General features: G+C 60.4%; 16 protein-coding genes. 11 read left to right on the top strand and 5 right to left on the bottom strand.

What is annotated here, in order from left to right; all coding sequences use genetic code 11:
- The first annotated feature begins 27 nt into the window (after positions 1 to 27).
- A complete protein-coding gene (locus B7L09_RS01865; RefSeq protein WP_010460197.1) occupies positions 28 to 465 on the top strand; it encodes a CopD family copper resistance protein in 438 nt (145 codons plus the stop codon).
- 136 nt (positions 466 to 601) lie between these two features.
- Here the strand turns inward: B7L09_RS01865 and ytfE are convergent, their stop codons facing one another.
- Positions 602 to 1276, bottom strand: a complete 675-nt coding sequence (ytfE, locus tag B7L09_RS01860) for an iron-sulfur cluster repair protein YtfE (RefSeq protein ID WP_010460199.1) — start codon at positions 1274 to 1276, stop codon at positions 602 to 604.
- 155 nt (positions 1277 to 1431) lie between these two features.
- Between ytfE and norR the strand changes: the two genes are divergently transcribed.
- The 7 genes from norR to ubiT all read left to right on the top strand — a co-directional run bounded on the left by norR (position 1432) and on the right by ubiT (position 8280).
- Positions 1432 to 2961: a nitric oxide reductase transcriptional regulator NorR gene (gene norR / locus B7L09_RS01855; RefSeq protein ID WP_010460201.1), complete on the top strand. Its 1530-nt coding sequence runs from the start codon at positions 1432 to 1434 to the stop codon at positions 2959 to 2961.
- Between the two features lie 88 nt (positions 2962 to 3049).
- Positions 3050 to 3697 (top strand): pyridoxamine 5'-phosphate oxidase, encoded by a 648-nt coding sequence (gene pdxH, locus B7L09_RS01850; protein ID WP_010460203.1) that lies wholly within the window; start codon positions 3050 to 3052, stop codon positions 3695 to 3697.
- A 244-nt stretch (positions 3698 to 3941) separates the two neighbouring features.
- Positions 3942 to 4496, top strand: coding sequence for a molybdenum cofactor biosynthesis protein B (moaB, locus tag B7L09_RS01845; protein ID WP_010460206.1), 555 nt, complete (start codon positions 3942 to 3944; stop codon positions 4494 to 4496).
- Positions 4493 to 5728 carry a molybdopterin molybdotransferase MoeA gene (locus B7L09_RS01840; RefSeq protein ID WP_010460208.1) on the top strand — a complete coding sequence of 412 codons (1236 nt, stop codon included), beginning with the start codon at positions 4493 to 4495 and terminating at the stop codon, positions 5726 to 5728. Before moaB ends, B7L09_RS01840 begins: the two co-directional genes overlap by 4 nt.
- Positions 5729 to 5850: 122 nt before the next feature.
- Entirely contained in the window at positions 5851 to 6846 is a 996-nt protein-coding gene (ubiU, locus tag B7L09_RS01835; protein WP_010460211.1) for a ubiquinone anaerobic biosynthesis protein UbiU, read from the top strand.
- Positions 6847 to 6856: 10 nt separating this feature from the next.
- Positions 6857 to 7747 (top strand): U32 family peptidase, encoded by an 891-nt coding sequence (locus B7L09_RS01830; protein ID WP_010460213.1) that lies wholly within the window; start codon positions 6857 to 6859, stop codon positions 7745 to 7747.
- Positions 7741 to 8280, top strand: coding sequence for a ubiquinone anaerobic biosynthesis accessory factor UbiT (gene ubiT / locus B7L09_RS01825; RefSeq protein ID WP_255141561.1), 540 nt, complete (start codon positions 7741 to 7743; stop codon positions 8278 to 8280). The genes B7L09_RS01830 and ubiT overlap by 7 nt, the downstream gene beginning before the upstream one ends.
- Before the next feature lie 49 nt (positions 8281 to 8329).
- Here the strand turns inward: ubiT and B7L09_RS01820 are convergent, their stop codons facing one another.
- The 4 genes from B7L09_RS01820 to B7L09_RS01805 form a co-directional block, all read right to left on the bottom strand.
- Positions 8330 to 8728, bottom strand: a complete 399-nt coding sequence (locus B7L09_RS01820) for a putative zinc-binding protein (protein WP_094467491.1) — start codon at positions 8726 to 8728, stop codon at positions 8330 to 8332.
- Between the two features lie 74 nt (positions 8729 to 8802).
- Complete coding sequence (locus B7L09_RS01815; RefSeq protein WP_010460219.1) at positions 8803 to 9477, bottom strand: Crp/Fnr family transcriptional regulator; 675 nt, start codon at positions 9475 to 9477, stop codon at positions 8803 to 8805.
- A gap of 86 nt (positions 9478 to 9563) precedes the next feature.
- Positions 9564 to 10211 (bottom strand): two-component system response regulator NarL, encoded by a 648-nt coding sequence (gene narL, locus B7L09_RS01810; protein ID WP_010460222.1) that lies wholly within the window; start codon positions 10209 to 10211, stop codon positions 9564 to 9566.
- Entirely contained in the window at positions 10208 to 12010 is a 1803-nt protein-coding gene (locus B7L09_RS01805) for a HAMP domain-containing protein (RefSeq protein ID WP_010460223.1), read from the bottom strand. The genes narL and B7L09_RS01805 overlap by 4 nt, the downstream gene beginning before the upstream one ends.
- A gap of 304 nt (positions 12011 to 12314) precedes the next feature.
- On the opposite strand from B7L09_RS01805, the gene B7L09_RS01800 reads away from it, so the two are divergent.
- From B7L09_RS01800 to B7L09_RS01790, 3 genes are all read left to right on the top strand, one after another.
- Positions 12315 to 13619 (top strand): MFS transporter, encoded by a 1305-nt coding sequence (locus tag B7L09_RS01800; protein WP_010460225.1) that lies wholly within the window; start codon positions 12315 to 12317, stop codon positions 13617 to 13619.
- A complete protein-coding gene (locus B7L09_RS01795; protein ID WP_010460226.1) occupies positions 13597 to 14994 on the top strand; it encodes a NarK family nitrate/nitrite MFS transporter in 1398 nt (465 codons plus the stop codon). The genes B7L09_RS01800 and B7L09_RS01795 overlap by 23 nt, the downstream gene beginning before the upstream one ends.
- A gap of 69 nt (positions 14995 to 15063) precedes the next feature.
- Positions 15064 to 18837 carry a nitrate reductase subunit alpha gene (locus B7L09_RS01790; RefSeq protein WP_010460228.1) on the top strand — a complete coding sequence of 1258 codons (3774 nt, stop codon included), beginning with the start codon at positions 15064 to 15066 and terminating at the stop codon, positions 18835 to 18837.
- Position 18838 lies beyond the last annotated feature (1 nt).

Below are 18838 nucleotides of genomic sequence, written 5' to 3'. Positions count from 1 at the left end.
CACGCTAACTGATGGAGGCTGCCGGTGATGTATCCCTTTTTACTGGTCACCCACTTGCTGGCGGCGATTGCCTTCATCGGCACGCTGTTTTTCGAGGTGGTGATCTGGCACAACGCCCGCCAGCAGGTGGCCGTTAGCGCGCAAACGAGCGCCGATCAAGCGATTGCGGTGCGTTCGCGCAAGGTGCTGCATGGCGTGGTGTTGCTGTTGTATGCCGCCGGTATCAGCCTGGCGTGGCAACACCGGGGTGTATTGAGTCAGCCGCTGGCGAGCAGTTTTGGTACGTTGCTGAGCCTGAAGATCATCCTGGCCCTGAGCATCATCGGCCATTACTTTCTGCTGGCGTACTGGCTGAAAAGTGCATGCCTGACCACGACCCGCGCCACTTGGATTCGCCGCAGCATCCTCGGGCACATGGTGTTGATCGTGATCCTGGCCAAGGCCATGTTCTATTGGCACGGTTGATCGCGCTGGAGAACCCGCAACCCTGTAACGGCGCCATTCGCGAGCAGGCTCGCTCCCACATTGGGATACCGTTCCCCTGTGAGAGCGAGCTGGCTCGCGAAAGCTGTGTCACTGGTTTTGTATGACCCGCAATCGATCAATGGCGAGGTTTAAGTGCGTTGACGAACAACACGTTGTTTTCCAGATGGATGTGTTGCATCAAGTCATCACGGAACTCCAGCAGCCCGCGATACAGGGCACGCCAGGTATTACAGGCATTGGCCGGCGGGGTGATGTTGTTGGTCAGCGCAAGCAGCCTTTCCAATGCTTCGCCATGTTGATCATGTTCAAAGCGCAGCACCTGGATCGGCGGTGCGGCCTGAGGGCCGATGCCTTGTTGCAGCATCGGGAAGAGCACTTGTTCTTCCTTGAGCATGTGGCCTTCAAGTTCTTGTTGCATGTCGGTCAAGAGATCGGCCAGGCCGTTGGGGCAACTGCTGCGGGCACCATGGACCTGCTCGACGCGGCGGGCCAGACGAATCAGTTCCGGCAGTTGTTCGCGATGGCGGGCGTGGTAGCGCGCCAGAAGATGGGCGATCAACAGCTCCGAGGGTTCGTTGCGCCAGTCGTGCTGGGTTTCGCCGGTGTCTTGCAGCCGGTGCAGCGCATCGGCAATCAGGGCCGGATCGAGGCCTTTGCCAGCGGCCGCTTCAAGCAGGCTTTTATGCCCGCCACAACAGAAGTCCAGTTTAAAGGTGTGGAAAATCCGTGTGGCGCCGGGAATGTCGCACGCCAGTTGGCCGAGGCTTTGTTCCAATAGAGTCAGGCTCATCAGGGGTTCCTTGTTTGGATTTCAACGGTTCCCCAGGCTCATTGCATCCGGCATGCCATATTTAACATATTGAAAAATATGGCTTAATTTTTAGTTGTGGTGATAGACACCCGGACGCTTTAGGGTGAATCCAACCATAGAGGGTAATAACTACCATGCTGCGTGAAAGCCTGGCGGCCGACCTGATCGTCGAGTTGCCGAATGCTGTGCGGTTGCAACGTTTGGTCCAGACCCTGCGCGAGTACTTCAACAGTGGCGCCGTGGGATTGCTGCGTCTGGATGACGACAGCCTCAGGCCGGTCGCGACGGTGGGGCTGGTGCATGAAGCGTTGGGCCGCCGGTTTGTCATCGCTCAGCATCCGCGGCTGGCGGCGATCATGGCGTCGCGCGAACCCACCTGGTTCGAGCCCGACAGTCGGCTGCCGGATCCCTATGATGGCTTGCTCGACAATCACGCCGGCGAACCGATGCCAGTGCATGACTGCATGGGCGTGAGTCTGTATGTGGAAGGTCGGATCTGGGGGGCGATCACCCTCGATGCGCTGCATGCCGGGACCTTCGACAGCCGTGCGCGGGAAGAACTCAAGCGCTGCACCTTGCAGATCGAAGCCGCCGTGCGAGTCACCCGACTGGAACAGGAAAACCGCAGCCTGCGCTTGTCCCGCAGCGATATTCAAGACGTACGCAGACCGGCGGACGAAGGCGAAATCCTCGGGCAAAGTGAAGTGCTGCACCAGTTGCTCAATGAACTGGATGTACTGGCCGATTCCGAGCTGCCGGTGTTGCTGCTGGGCGAGACCGGCGTCGGCAAAGAGCTGTTCGCCCGGCGCTTGCATCGTCTGTCGCGTCGCAGTCATAAGCCGCTGGTGCAGGTCAACTGCGCTGCTTTGCCGGAGTCTCTGGCGGAAAGTGAATTGTTCGGCCATGTCAAAGGCGCGTTTTCCGGCGCCACCAGTGACCGTGCCGGGCGTTTCGATGCGGCCAACGGCGGCACGCTGTTTCTAGATGAAGTCGGTGAATTGCCGTTGGCTGTGCAGGCGAAACTGCTGCGCACCCTGCAGAACGGCGAGATCCAGCGCCTCGGCGCCGACAAGCCGTTGCACGTCGATGTGCGCATCATCGCCGCGACTAACCGGCACCTGCCGGACAGCATCCGCGATGGCTTGTTTCGGGCGGATCTGTATCACCGGCTCTCGGTCTATCCGGTGCCGATTCCGCCGTTGCGCGAGCGGGGTAACGATGTGTTGATGCTGGCCGGGCACTTCCTTGAGCTGAATCGGGCGCGGCTTGGCTTGCGCGGTTTGCGTCTGTCGCCGGCCGCCGAGCGCGCGCTGCTGACTTACAACTGGCCGGGCAACGTGCGCGAGCTGGAACATGTGATCAGCCGAGCCGCGTTGAAGACGCTCAGCCGCGGCACGAGTCGTACCCTGATCATGACGCTGGAACCCGAGATTCTGGACCTCGACAGTGCCATGGGCGGGCAGGGCGTGGTCGTCGAAAGTCCTCTGGACGAAACGGCTGACGCGCCGTTCCAGCCCCTGGGGGAAGCGGTCGACGATTACCAGCGCAAGAAAATTCTCCAGGCCTTGAGCCTGTCCGGGGATAACTGGGCCAGCGCCGCGCGGATCCTGGAAATCGATCCCAGCAACCTGCACAAATTGGCGCGGCGGTTACGCCTGAAGTAAGGCTGGGCATGCTCAGTGTTGATGGTGATCAAGGTGCTGTTGCGCGAAGTCTCGCACGCTGGGCAGAACCTTTTCGGAGATCACCGTCATGCCCCTTTCCCTGGCACAGATGCGCCGCAACTACACCCTTTTTGGCCTGCAAGACGAGGCGGCGCTGGACGACCCGCTGGCCATGTTCCGACAGTGGATGCAACTGGCCCGCGACACCGAGCGCGCGCCTGTCGAAGCCAACAGCATGGTGTTGGCGACTGTCGACAGTGAAGGTCGCCCGCACTGTCGGGTCCTGCTGCTCAAGGGCTTTAGTGATGAAGGCTTCACGTTTTTCGGTCATTACCAGAGCGACAAGGGGCAGCAGTTGGCTGCTAATCCGTATGCTGCGATGACCTTTTTTTGGCCGGGGCTGGAGCGTCAGGTGCGGATCGAGGGTCAGGTGTCCAGGCTCGCCCCGACGCTGTCGGATGCGTATTTCGATTCCCGCTCACAGGACAGTCGCCTGGGCGCCTGGGCCTCACCGCAAAGCCGACCATTGGCCAATCGGGCCGAGCTTGAATCGCTGTTGACACAAACCACCCAACGGTTTGCCGGCCAGACCGTGCCGCGGCCCGAGCATTGGGGCGGCTACTGCTTGCAGCCGGATCGCCTGGAATTCTGGCAAGGCCGTGCCGACCGCTTGCATGACCGCCTCGATTACCGGTTGCGCGATGGCGTATGGCAACGCAACCGCCTGGCACCTTGAACCCGCAGAACACGCAGCGATGGAGAACAATGTGTGAGCGAGCCCTGCTCGCGATAGCAGTGGGTCAGTCGACATCAATGTTGCCTGACAAGCCGCTATCGCGAGCAGGCTCGCTCCCACAGGTATCGTGTGGCCTACACGTTCTTCATATGTCCCTGTAGAGGTACCTCCTTGGAGGAATAGGCTCATCGGGCATTCCAGTTCAGGCTTTGCCCCATACCCTCATTTACGGGAAGGCTTGGATATGGCCCATCTGGCGCAACGCACGTTTGAACCCCTGAACATTGCCGTACTGACCATCAGCGATACGCGCACCTTTGACACCGACACCTCGGGGCAGACCCTCACGGATTTGCTGCAAACGGCCGGGCATGTATTGATCGATCGTGGTCTGGTCAAGGACGACATTTATCAGATCCGCGCCAAGGTTTCCCACTGGATCGCCGACCCCAAGGTGCAGGTGGTATTGATGACCGGCGGCACCGGTTTCACCGCGCGCGACAACACACCACAAGCGGTCTTGCCGTTGCTGGACAAACACGTGGAAGGCTTCGGTGAACTGTTCCGTCAGGTGTCGCTTGCGGAAATCGGCATGTCCAGCCTGCAGTCACGGGCATTGGCAGGGATGAGCAATGGCGTGCTGGTGTGCTGCGTTCCGGGTTCGCCGGGCGCGTGTCGAACGGCCTGGAACCAGATCCTGCTCGAACAGCTGGACAGCCGCACCGGCCCATGCAATTTCGCCCCCCATTTGAAACCGCAAGGGCAACGGGTCGTCGACGCCTGCGAGACCCGCTCATGACCGGCCGGGTGTGTGACCTTGGTCACTTGATGCCGGTGGACGAGGCCATCAATCGTTTGCTGGACCAGGCACCGCCGCCGCCCCTGGCGCAAAAGATCGACCTGGATCAAGCCTTGGGTCGGGTGCTGGCGGCGGACATTCATTCCCCCGTCAACCTGCCGGCCTGGGACAACAGCGCCATGGACGGTTATGCCCTCAGGGCCGCTGACCTGCCACCGGAGGGTGGCTGGTTGTTGATTGGCGGACGAATCGCAGCGGGGGATTCGGCGTGCTCACCGTTGCTCGCGCAGCAAGCAGTGCAGATTTTTACCGGCGCTCCATTACCTGCAGGCGCCGACACCGTGGTGCCGCAAGAGCGCTGTCGGATCGAGGGCGAGCGCGTGTGGTTCCCGCCCGTCAGTACTGGCGATCACGTGCGCAAAGAAGGTGAGGAGGTTCGCCGCGGCGACCTGTTAATCCAGGCCGGCAAACGTCTGCGTGCGCAAGAAGTGGGGTTGCTGGCTGGCGCTGGCATCGGGCGGGTCGAGGTCTATCGACCGTTGCAGGTGTGCTTGCTCAGCAGTGGCAATGAACTTCGTGAACCGGGTGATTCATTGGCGCCCGGGCAGATTTACAACAGCAATCGCTACTGCCTCGCCGCGTTGTTGAGCGGTTGGGGGGTCGAGGTGCATGACTATGGCGTCATGGCCGATGAGTTGGCCGCCAGCCGGCATGCCTTGAGCCTGGCGTCTTCGGAATGCGACCTGTTGTTGAGTTCCGGTGGCGTCTCGGTGGGTGAGGAAGATCACCTCAAACAAGCGATCGAGGAACTCGGCAGCCTGGATTTCTGGCGGCTGGCCATTCAGCCGGGCAAGCCGCTGGCCTTCGGCGAAGTCGCCGGCAAACCTTGGATCGGCATGCCGGGCAATCCTTCGGCGGCGCTGATTACCGCGTTGGTGGTGGTGCGCCCGTTCCTGCTCAGGGCTCAGGGCGTCAGCGATGTGTTGCCGGCGCCACTGGCCGTGCCCGCCGGGTTCGATTGGTTGCAGCGCAACAAACGTCGGCAGTACCTGCGGGCACGGCTGACACCCGGTGCTGATGGTCAGTTGAGCGTGGAGCTGCACCCTCAGCAAAGCTCGGCGATGTTGACCGCCGCGTGCTGGGCCGATGGCCTGGCGGTGATCGAGTGCGAGCAGCAAGTGCTCAAGCACGACAACGTGATGTTCCTGTCCTTCGCCGACCTGATGCATTAATCGCAATTGATTGCCGTCAAGGCCGTGCCTGCCGGTCTCGCTAGACTGGCAGCGCCTTCTTCGATCGCTGTACCACGAGCATCGAGGGAGGGTCCAGACGCGTTTTTCCATGAGGATTACCCATGCAACTGGTCTGTCCGGCAGGCAACCTGCCTGCGCTGAAAGCGGCGGTGCGCCAAGGCGCCGATGCCGTTTATGTCGGTTTTCGCGATGACACCAATGCCCGGCATTTTGCAGGGCTGAACATGGACGACAAACAATTCGACGCGGCGGTCGCCCACATCCGCCAGCACCAACGCAAACTCTACGTCGCGGTCAACACCTACCCGCAACCCAAGGGCTGGGAACGCTGGCAGCGCGCGGTTGATCGCGCCGCCGATTTTGGTGTGGATGCGCTGATCGCCGCCGACCCCGGCGTACTCAACTACGCCAGCCAGCGGCATCCGCAACTGGCGCTGCACCTGTCGGTGCAGGGCTCGGCGACCCATGCCGCGGCCCTGGAGTTTTATGCGCAACGCTACGGAATTCGTCGCGCGGTACTGCCTCGGGTGTTGTCGTTGGCGCAGGTGCGCCAGGTCGCTGCAAGCAGCCCGGTGCCCATCGAAGTCTTTGGCTTCGGCAGCTTGTGCATCATGGCTGAAGGGCGTTGCCATCTGTCTTCGTACATTACCGGTGAGTCGCCGAACCTCTGTGGCGTCTGTTCGCCGGCCAAAGCGGTGCGCTGGAGCGAAGACGCCGACGGCTTGAGTGCACGGCTCAGTGAAGTGCTGATAGACCGTTACACCCCTGAGGAACCCGCCGGTTACCCGACCCTGTGCAAAGGCCGTTTCCTGGTCGGCGGCAAACGCTTTCATGCGCTGGAAGAACCCACCAGCCTCGACACCTTGGACTTGCTGCCGGAATTGACGGCCATCGGCGTCGAGGCGGTCAAAATCGAGGGCCGGCAACGCAGCCCGGCGTATGTCGAACAAGTCACCCGTGTCTGGCGTGCGGCGCTGGATGCCCATCGTGGCTCGCCGGGCAGTTTTCGGGTCAAGGAGGAATGGCGCCGGGTGTTGGCCGGTTTGTCCGAAGGCAGCCAGACCACTTTGGGTGCTTACCATCGATCATGGCAATGAGGGAGGCGACATGAAGCTCAGCCTTGGACCGGTCCTGTTTTATTGGGACAAAGCGCAACTCAGCAACTTTTACGCCGAGATGTCGGCCTTGCCCCTGGATGTGATTTATCTGGGGGAAACCGTGTGCTCGAAACGCCGGTCATTTTCATTGGATCAATGGTTGGGCCTGGGGCGCGAGTTACAAGAATGCAGCCAGGCACAACTGGTTCTCTCCAGCCTGACGCTTATCGAAGCGGCCTCTGAGCTCTCTAGCCTGCGGCGGCTCTGCGACAACGGCCAACTGTTGGTGGAAGCCAACGACATGGGCGCGGTGCAGTTTCTGGCCGAGCGCAAGTTGCCGTTCGTGGGCGGTCCTGCGCTGAATGTGTACAACGGGCATACGCTCACGCAACTGCTGGACGGCGGGATGACCCGTTGGGTGCCGCCCGTGGAGTGTTCGGCGACGCTGATTAGCGATGTGCTCGATCAGGTGCGGGAGCTGGGTCGAGAGGTCCCGGAAGTCGAAGTCTTTGCTTACGGGCATTTGCCGTTGGCCTATTCCGCACGCTGCTTCACCGCGCGGGCGGAAAACCGGCCCAAGGACGACTGCCAGTTTTGCTGCATCAACTACCCCGACGGTCTGCCGCTGACCAGTCAGGAAGGGCAAGCACTGTTCACCATTAACGGCATTCAAACAATGTCGGCCGAGGTGACCAATCTCCTGGCAGATTACGCGGGTCTGGTGGCCTGCGGCGCTGATTTGTTGCGACTGAGCCCTCGTTATCAAGGCATGGCGCAGGTCATTGCCGCCTATCAACGGGTTCGTCTGGGCGAGACACCGCCGGTGTTCGTCGACGGTTGTAACGGTTACTGGCATGGCCAGGCCGGCATGTTGCGCATCGAGGAGGTCGGCCTGTGTTGAATCGGAAGAAGTGGCTGCTCAAAGGCGCCGACCGGTTATTGCCACTGGTGCGCCGGGTGCCTTTTGCAGTGCAGCGTCTGGCGTTGCAGCAGGCGTTGAATCGTTGCCTTGCCGAGCCTTTGCGCGACGGCGAGTTTGAAGTGTTGCGTGGGCGCTGGTTGTGCCTGCGGATTCCGGATTTGGGCTTGTCCTGGTATTTGACGCTGACCCGTCAAGGGTTGCGAATTGCCGAGCATGCCACGGCGCATGTGACCATCAGCGGTAACTGGCGCGAGTTTTTATTGCTGGCCAGCCGTCAGGAGGATCCGGATACGTTGTTCTTTCGCAGGCGTTTGGTGATTGAGGGTGATACGGAGTTGGGGCTGGCGCTGAAGAACCTGATCGACAGCCTCGATCCTGACGTGTTGCCTGTGTGGCTGTGGCGCAATCTGGAGCGGGCAGGGAAGGGGTTGGCGACGGTTTGCACCCAATCCCAGTGTGGGAGCGGGCTTGCTCGCGAAGGGGCCGTCACATCCAACATGGATGGTGACTGAAACTCCGCATTCGCGAGCAAGCCCGCTCCCACATTGGATTTGTGGCGGGTCAGACAGCCGCGTTGTAAAACTGCTCGCTGCTCTTCGCATCACTCGCAATCAACTGCCTGATCTCTTCGAACAACTCATCCCCCTGCGCTGGCGTGCAATCCTCGCCATTGCGTTTACGCAACCCGTAATGGCTTAGAATCAAGTGCACGTTCGCGTGCAGGCCATGTTGCTTCAAGCAGTTTTCGACGCATTGCAGCGGGCAGCCGTCCAGCGCAAAAATCCGCCGTCCCGAACGGGCCTTGTTGACCAGCGCCGCCACATGCCCGCCAACACCGACGATGCAGGACATTTCCGCCAGGCCGCAGCGATCAAGCCGCACGGCCAGGGTATTGGCCAGTTGGGCGACGTTTGAGCAGCCTGAGCAGGCATAAATCAGCGGCAAGGTTGAACGGGGCATCAGCACTCTCCATGGAGGGACTTCTTCAGTCTGCAAGAGCGGTGGCATTGCGCATTGACGGCGGTCAATTACGACTATTGGAAGGCCGCGAGATCCTCTTCGGCGAGGATGCTGATATTGCGGCGTTCCATCGCGATCAGGCCGCTGTCCACCAGGCGGTGCAAGATCCGCGAAAAGGTTTCCGGCTGAATGCCCAGCTTCGAGGCCACCAGGCGTTTGGACACCTGCAACACAATCAATCCGCTGACCGGGTTGCGCTCCTGCAACAGGAAATTGATCACCCGGCGGCTCGCGCTGGCCATGGTCAAGGTGTCGATGTCGCGCAGACGCAGGTGCAGGTGCACGCTCATGCTCGCCAGGATCGCCAGGCAGACTTTCGGCTGATCTTCCAGGGCATTGCGGTAGTGGTTGCCCTCGATACTCACCAGTACGCTGTCTTTCAGCGCCGTGGCGCTGACCGGGTAGAGACGGGCCTGGCTGAACAGTAAGGCTTCGGCAAAGGTCTGGCCCGGCTGGATGATCTCCACCAGATTCTCCTGGCCTTCGCCGGTCAGCCGATACAACTTGATCTGGCCGCTGACCAACAGGAAGAAACGCTTGGCCGGATCCCCTTGGTGCATGAGTGTGCTGTGACAACTCAGGCGCTTGAGCATCGCCAGGCCGCAGACTTCCTCGAAGATTTTCTCCGGTAGTTGGCTGAACAGATGGTGACGGCGCAACGTTAAAACGATGGAAGGGTGGGTCAGCATGGCGTACCTCCGCTGACGCTCATAGTAGAGAGCGTCGGCCGGATGACCTATGCCTCTGCCGGCCTACCTCCAAAGAGGCATGCCCGTCATCCGGCATTGCGCAGATGTTCCATGGCCCATACGGCGGCCTCGACCCGCGAGCGCAAGCCGAGTTTGTGCAGCAGGTTTTTCACATGAACCTTGACCGTCCCTTCAGTGATGCCGAGCTTGTGCCCGATGACTTTGTTGCTGAAGCCGCTGGCGATGGTTTTCAGCACCTGACGTTCACGCTCGGTCAGTTCCACCACGGTCTGGCGCTGGGGTGAGCGCAGTGCCTGGGCCATGACCTGGGTCAGCCCCGGGCTGATCACCAATTCGCCGTTCAAGGCATTGCGGATGTACTGAATCAACAGTTCGGGCTCCATGTCCTTGAGGAGGTAGCCGTCGGCATCCAGACGCAGTGCGTCGCGAATATCGTCTTCGGCATCCGAGACCGTGAACAGCAGCACCTTGCCGGTGTAGTGCATCGCCCGTAACTGGCGCAGGGTTTCAATGCCATTCATCACCGGCATGTTGTTATCGAGCAACACCAGATCCGGTTGCAGCGGCTCGATCAGTCCGAGCGCTTCTTCACCGTTGCTGGCTTCACCGACGATCAGGAAATCATCTTCGAGTTCGAGCATCTGGCGGATGCCGTGACGCATCATCGGATGGTCATCGACCAGCAGGATGGTGTGTTGCAGGGATGGGTTCATGTGACGCTACCTTCTGTTTTTTGTCCCAGAAACTCCGGTTGGAATTCCAGTTGGACACGGGTGCCTTGCGGCTCCCTGGAGACTATTTCGAGTTGACCGCGCAAGCTGCGGGCCCGCTCATCCATGATTTTCAGGCCGTGATGCTCGCGTTGGTCGACGTTGCCGCTGAAGCCACGTCCGTCGTCTTCGACGATCAGCCTCACGGTTTCACCGTCCTGACGCAGTTGCAGCCAGGCGTTTTGCGCATGGGCGTGACGCAGGCAATTGGAGAGCGCCTCGCGGGTGATCTGCAGAATGTGGATTTGTTCGCTGGCCGATAATTGAAAGGCCAGCGCGTCGACGTGCAGGTGCACCTGGCACTCCCCGCGACGGGAGAACTCTTCGGCGGTGTCCTTGAGCTCCTGCACCAGCCCCGCATCGTGAATCTGCAAGCGAAAGGTGGTCAGCAATTCGCGTAACTGGCGGTAGGCATTGTTCAGCCCTTCGCGCAGTTCGGCGGTGACGTTTTCCAGGGTCTCGATCGGTTCGCCACGACGCATCAGGGTTTGCAGGCGGCTGACTTGCAGCTTCATGTAGGACAGGGCCTGGGCCAGTGAGTCGTGCAGCTCGCGGGCAATGATCGTGCGTTCGTCGAGCAGCAGCAGGCGATGATCCTGTTCCCGTTGGCGCTTGAGCGAGAGCGAGGTGCCAATCAGGTTGGCCAGGGCCTGGATCAGTTGGGTTTCCCAGGCTTGCGTCGGGTGTCCATCGACAAAATGCGCCTTGAGCTCACCCAGTTCGCTGCCCTGGTTGCTGATGCTGAAGGTTTGCGGGCTGGCTTTATGGTGTTTCTGGCACGTGGCGCAATCGCTGCTGGCGCAAACTTCGCGGATGTTGGCGCCATGCAGGGCGAGCAACTGTTGGGCCGGGGCATGTAATTGACCTTGCAGGCACAGCGACAGGCGCAAGCCGGGCAGGCGTTGCTGAAAGCGCCGGATCAACTCATCCAAACCTTCGGCATTGGCCAGGCGTGTGGCCAGGCTTCGACTGCTTTGGTACAGCAATTCAAGGGCAGCATTGGCTTGTTGCAGGTTCAGGGTTTTTTGCTGCACCTGACTCTCAAGGGTGCGATGCGAGTCTTCGATCGTCTCGGCCATGGCGTTGAAACTCATGGCCAATTGGCCCAATTCGTCCTGGGACTGATGGTTGACCCGCACCTTGAAATCGCCACGACGAAAACGCTGGGTCGCGTCCACCAACTCTTTCAAAGGCGTGACCACGCCATATTGCAGTTCATAAAGCCCAAGCAGCAGGACGATCATCGTGGTGAACAGCGCCAAGCCCTGGATAACTTGTTGCCAGCCTTGCTTCTGTTCGCTTTGGCGCTGCAACAGGTCGACGAAATGGTTCAGTTGCTCAACGAAGGACAAGGCCTGGGCCTGAAAATAGGCGGCATCACCGCGCTCCAGTGCCGGACGCAAATCCTCGTTCCATTGTTGCTGGATTTGCCCGTAGCTGATCTGCAGCGCAGTGGTCGGGCCATCTTCCAGCACGGCTTTGAGTGACTGGCTGTTTAGACGGGTTTGCAGGCTGTCGGTGATGGCGAGGATTTCTTCGCCGGTTGCCCCTGCGGCCAGTTTCCAGCTCAGGTGGTAGGTCTCCATGCGCACAGAGCCAGCGGTGTTGATGGCAGCCGCATCACCCTGGCTGAACCAGGCGATCAGTCCGGCGCTCAACGAACTGGCGAGGGCGAGCACGGCGATCAGGATCACGGCCAGCCCGGCGCGAGCGGGCAGGGAGCTGCGCAACCAGCGCATCATCAGCGCAGGTCCCGGAAGATTTCAGGAAAACAGAGCATGCGGAACCCCAGGTCAGGGCTTTGCCGCCGATCCCGGGCGCGCTACCTCTAAAGAGTTGTCGACTGATCCTTGTCAGCAAAAACCTTGGCGAAAAACCTTAAGACACTGATAAACAAACGGTTTCAGGGTTCTTCTGTACTACCTCCTTAGAGGTAGACCCCGCAAGCATAGGCCTATGCCCCCATGGGCTTCGTTGACGTAGGTCAAGTTTTTGCGGGGTTGGCCTCTCTAGTCTGCCGCCATGGCTAACTGACTGGAGAGCATTGTGACCGAACCCCGTGTACGACAAGGCCTGGTGCTGGGCATGAGCACATTGGCCTTCACTGTCTGCTTTATGGTCTGGATGATGTTTGCCGTGCTCGGGGTGCCGATCAAGGACCTTCTCCAGCTCAACGAAACCCAGTTCGGCCTGCTGGCCGCGACGCCGGTGCTGACCGGTTCGCTGGTGCGTCTGCCACTGGGGCTGCTGACCGACCGCTTTGGTGGGCGCAGCGTGTTCTTCCTGCTGATGCTGGCCTGCGTCGCGCCGCTGTACCTGATCAGTCACGCCACCGCCTATTGGCAGTTCCTGGTGCTGGGCTTGTTCGTCGGCCTGGCCGGCGGCTCGTTCTCGGTGGGGATTGCCTACGTCGCCAAATGGTTCGACAAGGAGAATCAGGGCTTCGCCATGGGCATCTTCGGCGCCGGTAACGCCGGAGCCGCGGTGACCAAGTTTCTGGCCCCCGCATTGATCGCTGCCGGCAGCTGGCAGTTGGTGCCGAAAGTTTTCAGCGCCATTCTATTTATCACCGCGCTGTTGTTCTGGTTCCTCAGCGCCGAGAACAAAAACCACCGCAGCGCTTCGGGCGCCACGTTGCGTGAGCAATTGAGTTCGCTGAAGGACCCGGCCGTGTGGCGCTACTGCCAGTACTACTCGATCGTCTTCGGTGGCTACGTCGCCCTCGCGCTGTGGATGACCAAATACTACGTACAGGAATACGGTTTCAGCCTGCAAAGCGCGGCGCTGCTGGCGGCCTGTTTTTCCCTGCCCGGTGGCGTGCTGCGTGCGGTCGGTGGCTGGATGTCGGATCGCTGGGGTGCGCAAAGCGTGACCTGGTGGGTGTTGTGGGTCAGCTGGATCTGCCTGTTCCTGCTCTCGTATCCCCAGACCCAACTGCAAGTGCAAACGATCAACGGCCCGGTGGATTTTCACATCGGCCTCAACCCTGCGCTGTTCACCGTACTGCTGTTCGTCATGGGCATCGCCTTCGCGTTCGGCAAGGCCTCGGTCTTCAAATACATCGCCAATGACTACCCGAAAAACATGGGTGCGGTGTCCGGCATCGTCGGCCTCGCCGGTGGCCTGGGCGGCTTCGTGTTGCCGATCCTGTTCGGCGCCCTGGTGGACCTCACCGGCGTGCGCTCTTCCTGCTTCATGTTGATGTACGGCGTGGTCTGGGTCTCCCTCACCTGGATGTACTTCAGCGAAATACGCAAAAGCCCGGTGCTGGGTAAAGCGCCGCTGCTGACACCGTCCCCGAATTCCAGCATTGCCCTAGGAGAAGAACATGTCCGTTCTGCAAAAGCCTGACAAAGGCCCGGTCATTCATGACTGGCGCCCCGAGGACCCCGCGTTCTGGGGAAGTAGCGGTAAACAGACCGCCACGCGCAACTTGTGGATTTCCATTCCTGCGCTGCTGCTCGCCTTTGCGGTGTGGATGGTCTGGAGCACGGTGATCGTGCGTTTGAACGCCATCGGTTTCTCCTTCACCACCGACCAGCTGTTCTGGCTGGCGGCGTTGCCGGGGCTGTCCGGGGCGACCTTGCGGATCTTCTATTCCTTTATGGTGCCGATCTTCGGTGGCCGTCGCTGGACCGCCCTGAGCACCGCGTCGCTGTTGCTGCCATCGATCTGGATGGGCTTCGCCGTGCAGGACCCGAGCACCTCCTACAGCGTGTTCGTGTTGATTGCGTTGCTCTGCGGTTTTGGTGGCGGCAACTTCGCGTCGAGCATGTCCAACATCAGTTTCTTCTATCCCAAGTCGCAGCAGGGCACGGCCCTTGGCCTCAACGCGGGGCTGGGTAACCTGGGCGTCTCGGTGATGCAGTTCTGTGTGCCGCTGGTGATTACCTTCGGTGTGTTCGGTTTCATGGGCGGCTCGCCGCAAGCACTGCCGGACGGCGGCCAGTTGTGGTTGCAGAACGCCGGCTTCATCTGGGTGCCGTTTATTGTCCTGGTGACCGTGCTGGCCTGGTTTGGCATGAATGATCTGTCCAGTGCCCGGGCCTCGTTCAGCGAACAGGCGGTGATCTTCAAACGCAAACACAACTGGCTGATGTGCTGGTTGTACCTGGCGACCTTCGGTTCGTTCATCGGTTTCTCCGCCGCGTTTCCGCTGCTGATCAAAACCTCGTTCCCTGACGTCATTGCCTTGAAATTCGCTTTCCTCGGCCCGTTGGTGGGTGCGCTGGTGCGTCCATTGGGCGGCTGGCTGGCGGACAAGCTCGGCGGTGCGAAGGTGACCTTGTGGAACTTCGTGCTGATGATCGTGATGGTCTTCGGTGTTCTGCACTTTCTGCCGCAAAGCGGCCAGGGCGGTAACTTCTACGGCTTCCTCGGTATGTTCATGCTGCTGTTCATCACCACCGGCGTCGGCAACGGTTCCACCTTCCGCATGATCCCGGTGATCTTCCGTACCCAACATGAAAAAGCCTCGGCCGGCAAACCAGCCGCCGTGCGCGAACAAGCGCTGAAAAATGCCGGCAAAGAGTCCGCCGCCGTCCTGGGCTTCAGTTCGGCCATGGGCGCCTTCGGTGCGTTCTTCATTCCCAAATCCTTCGGTTCTTCGATGGCCCTGACCGGCGGCCCGGAGATGGCCTTCTACATGTTCGTCGGCTTTTACCTGAGCTGCATCGTGGTGACGTGGTGGTGGTACGCGCGCAAAGGCGCCGCGACACCCTGCTGAGTCGAGCCGAATCCAACCATTGCGTGGGCGGGGCACAGACCCCGCGACAAAGCCTGAGAGGACTACACCGTGAGTCATTTACTGGATCAATTGCGGTTTTTCAACCGCAAGCAAAACGAATTTTCCGACGGTCATGGCGAGACCCGCAAAGAGTCCCGTGACTGGGAGAACGTCTACCGTTCGCGCTGGCAGTACGACAAAATTGTGCGTTCCACCCACGGGGTGAACTGCACCGGTTCCTGCTCGTGGAAAATCTACGTCAAGAACGGCCTGATCACCTGGGAAACCCAGCAGACCGACTACCCGCGTACCCGTAACGATCTGCCGAACCATGAGCCCCGTGGCTGTCCACGTGGTGCCAGTTACAGCTGGTACATCTACAGCGCCAACCGGCTCAAGTACCCGAAAATCCGCAAGCCATTGCTCAAGCTCTGGCGCGATGCGCGGCAGACCATGGCGCCAGTGGAAGCCTGGGCCAGCATCGTCGAGGACAAGGCCAAGGCCGACTCCTATAAAAGCAAGCGTGGCATGGGTGGCTTCATCCGCTCCAACTGGGACGAAGTCAACGAGATCATTGCCGCGGCCAACGTCTATACGATCAAGCAATACGGCCCGGACCGGATCGTCGGCTTCTCGCCGATCCCGGCCATGTCGATGGTCAGCTATGCCGCAGGCTCGCGTTACCTGTCGCTGATCGGTGGCGCCTGCCTGAGTTTCTACGACTGGTACTGCGACTTGCCACCGGCCTCGCCGATGGTCTGGGGCGAGCAGACCGACGTGCCGGAATCGGCCGACTGGTACAACTCCAACTACATCATTGCCTGGGGTTCCAACGTCCCGCAGACCCGTACCCCCGACGCGCACTTCTTCACCGAAGTCCGTTACAAGGGTACCAAGACGGTCGCGATCACCCCGGATTACTCGGAAGTCGCCAAACTCACCGACCTGTGGCTGAACCCTAAACAAGGCACCGATGCGGCGCTGGCCCAGGCGTTCAACCATGTGATCTTCAAAGAATTCCACCTGGACAAACCGAGCGCCTATTTCACCGACTACGCCAAGCGCTTCACCGATTTGCCGGTGCTGGTGCTGCTCAAGCAAATGGTCGACAAGGCACCGGGCGCCGGTTACCAGCCGGACCGTTTCCTGCGCGCCAGCGATCTGACCGACAACCTCGGCCAGGAAAACAACCCGGAATGGAAAACCATCGCGCTGGATGTCAGTGGCGAACTGGTGTCCCCTCAGGGCTCCATCGGCTATCGCTGGGGCGAGAAGGGCAAGTGGAACATCCTTCCCCGCGAAGGCGGCGAAGGCCGTGAGATCGATCTGAAGCTGAGCCTGATCGGCGATGACGTGGCCGAAGTGGCGTTCCCGTATTTTGCCGGCGAGTCCCACGAACACTTCCAGCACGTGGCCGGCGATGCCGTGCAATACCGCCGCGTGCCGGTACACAGCGTGGTGCTGGCGGACGGCAGTGTGGCCAAAGTCGCCACCGTGTTCGACCTGTCGGCGGCCAATCTGGCGATCGACCGTGGCTTGGGGGGTGAAAACGTCGCCAAGGATTACAACGACGCCTCGGTGCCCGGCACCCCGGCCTGGCAGGAGCAGATCACTGGCGTCAGCCGTGAGAAAGCCATCCAGATTGCCCGTGAGTTCGCCGACAACGCCGACAAGACCAAGGGCCGCTCGATGATCATCGTCGGCGCGGCGATGAACCACTGGTACCACATGGACATGAACTACCGCGGGCTGATCAACATGCTCATGCTCTGCGGGTGTGTCGGTCAGACCGGTGGCGGTTGGGCGCACTACGTGGGTCAGGAAAAACTCCGTCCGCAATGCGGCTGGCTGCCACTGGCATTCGGCCTGGACTGGAACCGTCCGCCTCGCCAGATGAACGGCACCAGCTTCTTCTACGCCCACAGTTCGCAGTGGCGCCACGAGAAGATGAGCATGCACGACGTGCTCTCGCCATTGGCCGATAAATCACAATTCCCTGAGCATGCCCTGGACTACAACATCCGCGCCGAACGCGCCGGCTGGTTGCCCAGCGCACCGCAACTCAACACTAACCCTTTGCACATTTGCCGTGACGCGGCGGCGGCCGGCATGGACCCGAAAGACTACGTGGTCAAGTCGCTGCAGGACGGTTCGCTGCGCTTCTCCTGCGAACAGCCGGACAGCCCGGTCAACTTTCCGCGCAACATGTTCATCTGGCGTTCCAACCTGCTGGGCTCCTCGGGCAAGGGCCACGAGTACATGCTCAAGTACCTGCTGGGCACCAAAAACGGGGTGATGAACGAAGACATCGGCCAGGTCGGCGATTGCAAACCTGAAGAAGCCGAATGGGTGGATGAGGGCGCCATCGGCAAGCTTGATCTGGTCACTACGCTGGACTTCCGCATGTCCTCGACCTGCGTCTATTCCGACATCGTCTTGCCGACCGCAACCTGGTACGAAAAAGACGACATGAACACCTCGGACATGCACCCGTTCATTCACCCGTTGTCGGCAGCGATCGACCCGGCGTGGGAATCGCGTTCCGACTGGGAAATCTACAAAGGCATCGCCAAGGCGTTTTCCAGCATGTCCGAAGGGCACCTGGGCGTTGAGAAGGATCTGGTGACCATCCCGCTGATGCACGACAGCGTCGGCGAACTGGCCCAACCGTTTGGCGGCACCGACTGGAAAAGCGACGGCGTGGCACCGGTGCCGGGCAAAAACGCACCGAATCTGCACGTGGTGGAGCGTGACTACCCGAACATCTACAAACAGTTCTCGTCCCTCGGGCCATTGCTCGAAAAACACGGCAACGGCGGCAAGGGCATCAACTGGAACACCGAAGACGAAGTGAAATTCCTCGGTGAACTCAATCACAAAGAAGGCGATGCCGGTATCAGCCAGGGTCGGCCAAAAATCGACACGGCCATCGATGCCGCTGAAGTGATTCTGTCCCTGGCGCCGGAAACCAACGGCCAGGTGGCGGTCAAGGCCTGGGCCGCGCTGTCGGAATTTACCGGCATCGACCACAGCCACTTGGCGCTGTCCAAGGCCCACGAGGCGATTCGTTTTCGCGACATTCAGGCACAGCCGCGCAAGATCATTTCCAGCCCGACCTGGTCGGGCCTCGAAGACGATCACGTCAGCTACAACGCCGGCTATACCAACGTTCACGAAGGGATCCCGTGGCGCACCATCACCGGTCGCCAGCAGTTCTATCAGGATCACCCGTGGATGCAGGCATTCGGTGAACAACTGATGAGTTATCGGCCGCCGGTCAACACCCGCACCATCGAAGGGGTGAAAGGCAAGCGCAGCAACGGCGAGATCGAAATCGTCCTGAACTGGATTACCCCGCACCAGAAATGGGGCATCCACAGCACCTACAGCGACAACCTGCTGATGCTCACCCTCAGCCGCGGCGGGCCGATTGTCTGGCTCTCGGAGAATGACGCGAAAAGCGCCGGTATCGAGGACAACGACTGGATCGAGTGCTTCAACGTCAACGGTGCACTGACCGCCCGGGCGGTGGTCAGCCAGCGCGTCAAGGACGGCATGGTGATGATGTATCACGCACAGGAACGGATCGTGAACGTGCCAGGTTCGGAAACCACCAAGACCCGTGGCGGCCACCACAACTCGGTTACCCGTGTCGTGCTCAAACCGACCCACATGATCGGCGGCTATGCGCAGCAAGCCTACGGTTTCAACTATTACGGCACGGTCGGTTGCAACCGCGATGAATTCGTCGTGGTGCGCAAAATGTCCAAAGTCGACTGGCTCGATGGTTCAAGTGGCGATGACCTGCCACGTCCGCTGCCGACCGATATTGAGGAGAACTGAG

The organism is Pseudomonas mandelii (assembly GCF_002251635.1).
Classification (GTDB): Bacteria; Pseudomonadota; Gammaproteobacteria; order Pseudomonadales; family Pseudomonadaceae; genus Aquipseudomonas; species Aquipseudomonas mandelii_B.
Note: the sequence above shows the minus strand (reverse complement) of the source record. Positions and strands in the feature narration are given on the sequence as shown.

Bases quoted from the DNA above. Each gene is read 5' to 3' on its own strand.
- B7L09_RS01830 (WP_010460213.1), top strand. From the start codon at position 6,857: ATGAAGCTCAGCCTTGGACCGGTCCTGTTTTATTGGGACAAAGCGCAA.
- ubiU (WP_010460211.1), top strand. From the start codon at position 5,851: ATGCAACTGGTCTGTCCGGCAGGCAACCTGCCTGCGCTGAAAGCGGCG.
- norR (WP_010460201.1), top strand. From the start codon at position 1,432: ATGCTGCGTGAAAGCCTGGCGGCCGACCTGATCGTCGAGTTGCCGAAT.
- narL (WP_010460222.1), bottom strand. From the start codon at position 10,211: ATGAACCCATCCCTGCAACACACCATCCTGCTGGTCGATGACCATCCG.
- B7L09_RS01820 (WP_094467491.1), bottom strand. From the start codon at position 8,728: ATGCCCCGTTCAACCTTGCCGCTGATTTATGCCTGCTCAGGCTGCTCA.
- B7L09_RS01805 (WP_010460223.1), bottom strand. From the start codon at position 12,010: ATGATGCGCTGGTTGCGCAGCTCCCTGCCCGCTCGCGCCGGGCTGGCC.
- ytfE (WP_010460199.1), bottom strand. From the start codon at position 1,276: ATGAGCCTGACTCTATTGGAACAAAGCCTCGGCCAACTGGCGTGCGAC.
- B7L09_RS01840 (WP_010460208.1), top strand. From the start codon at position 4,493: ATGACCGGCCGGGTGTGTGACCTTGGTCACTTGATGCCGGTGGACGAG.
- B7L09_RS01865 (WP_010460197.1), top strand. From the start codon at position 28: ATGTATCCCTTTTTACTGGTCACCCACTTGCTGGCGGCGATTGCCTTC.
- pdxH (WP_010460203.1), top strand. From the start codon at position 3,050: ATGCCCCTTTCCCTGGCACAGATGCGCCGCAACTACACCCTTTTTGGC.
- moaB (WP_010460206.1), top strand. From the start codon at position 3,942: ATGGCCCATCTGGCGCAACGCACGTTTGAACCCCTGAACATTGCCGTA.
- B7L09_RS01795 (WP_010460226.1), top strand. From the start codon at position 13,597: ATGTCCGTTCTGCAAAAGCCTGACAAAGGCCCGGTCATTCATGACTGG.
- B7L09_RS01815 (WP_010460219.1), bottom strand. From the start codon at position 9,477: ATGCTGACCCACCCTTCCATCGTTTTAACGTTGCGCCGTCACCATCTG.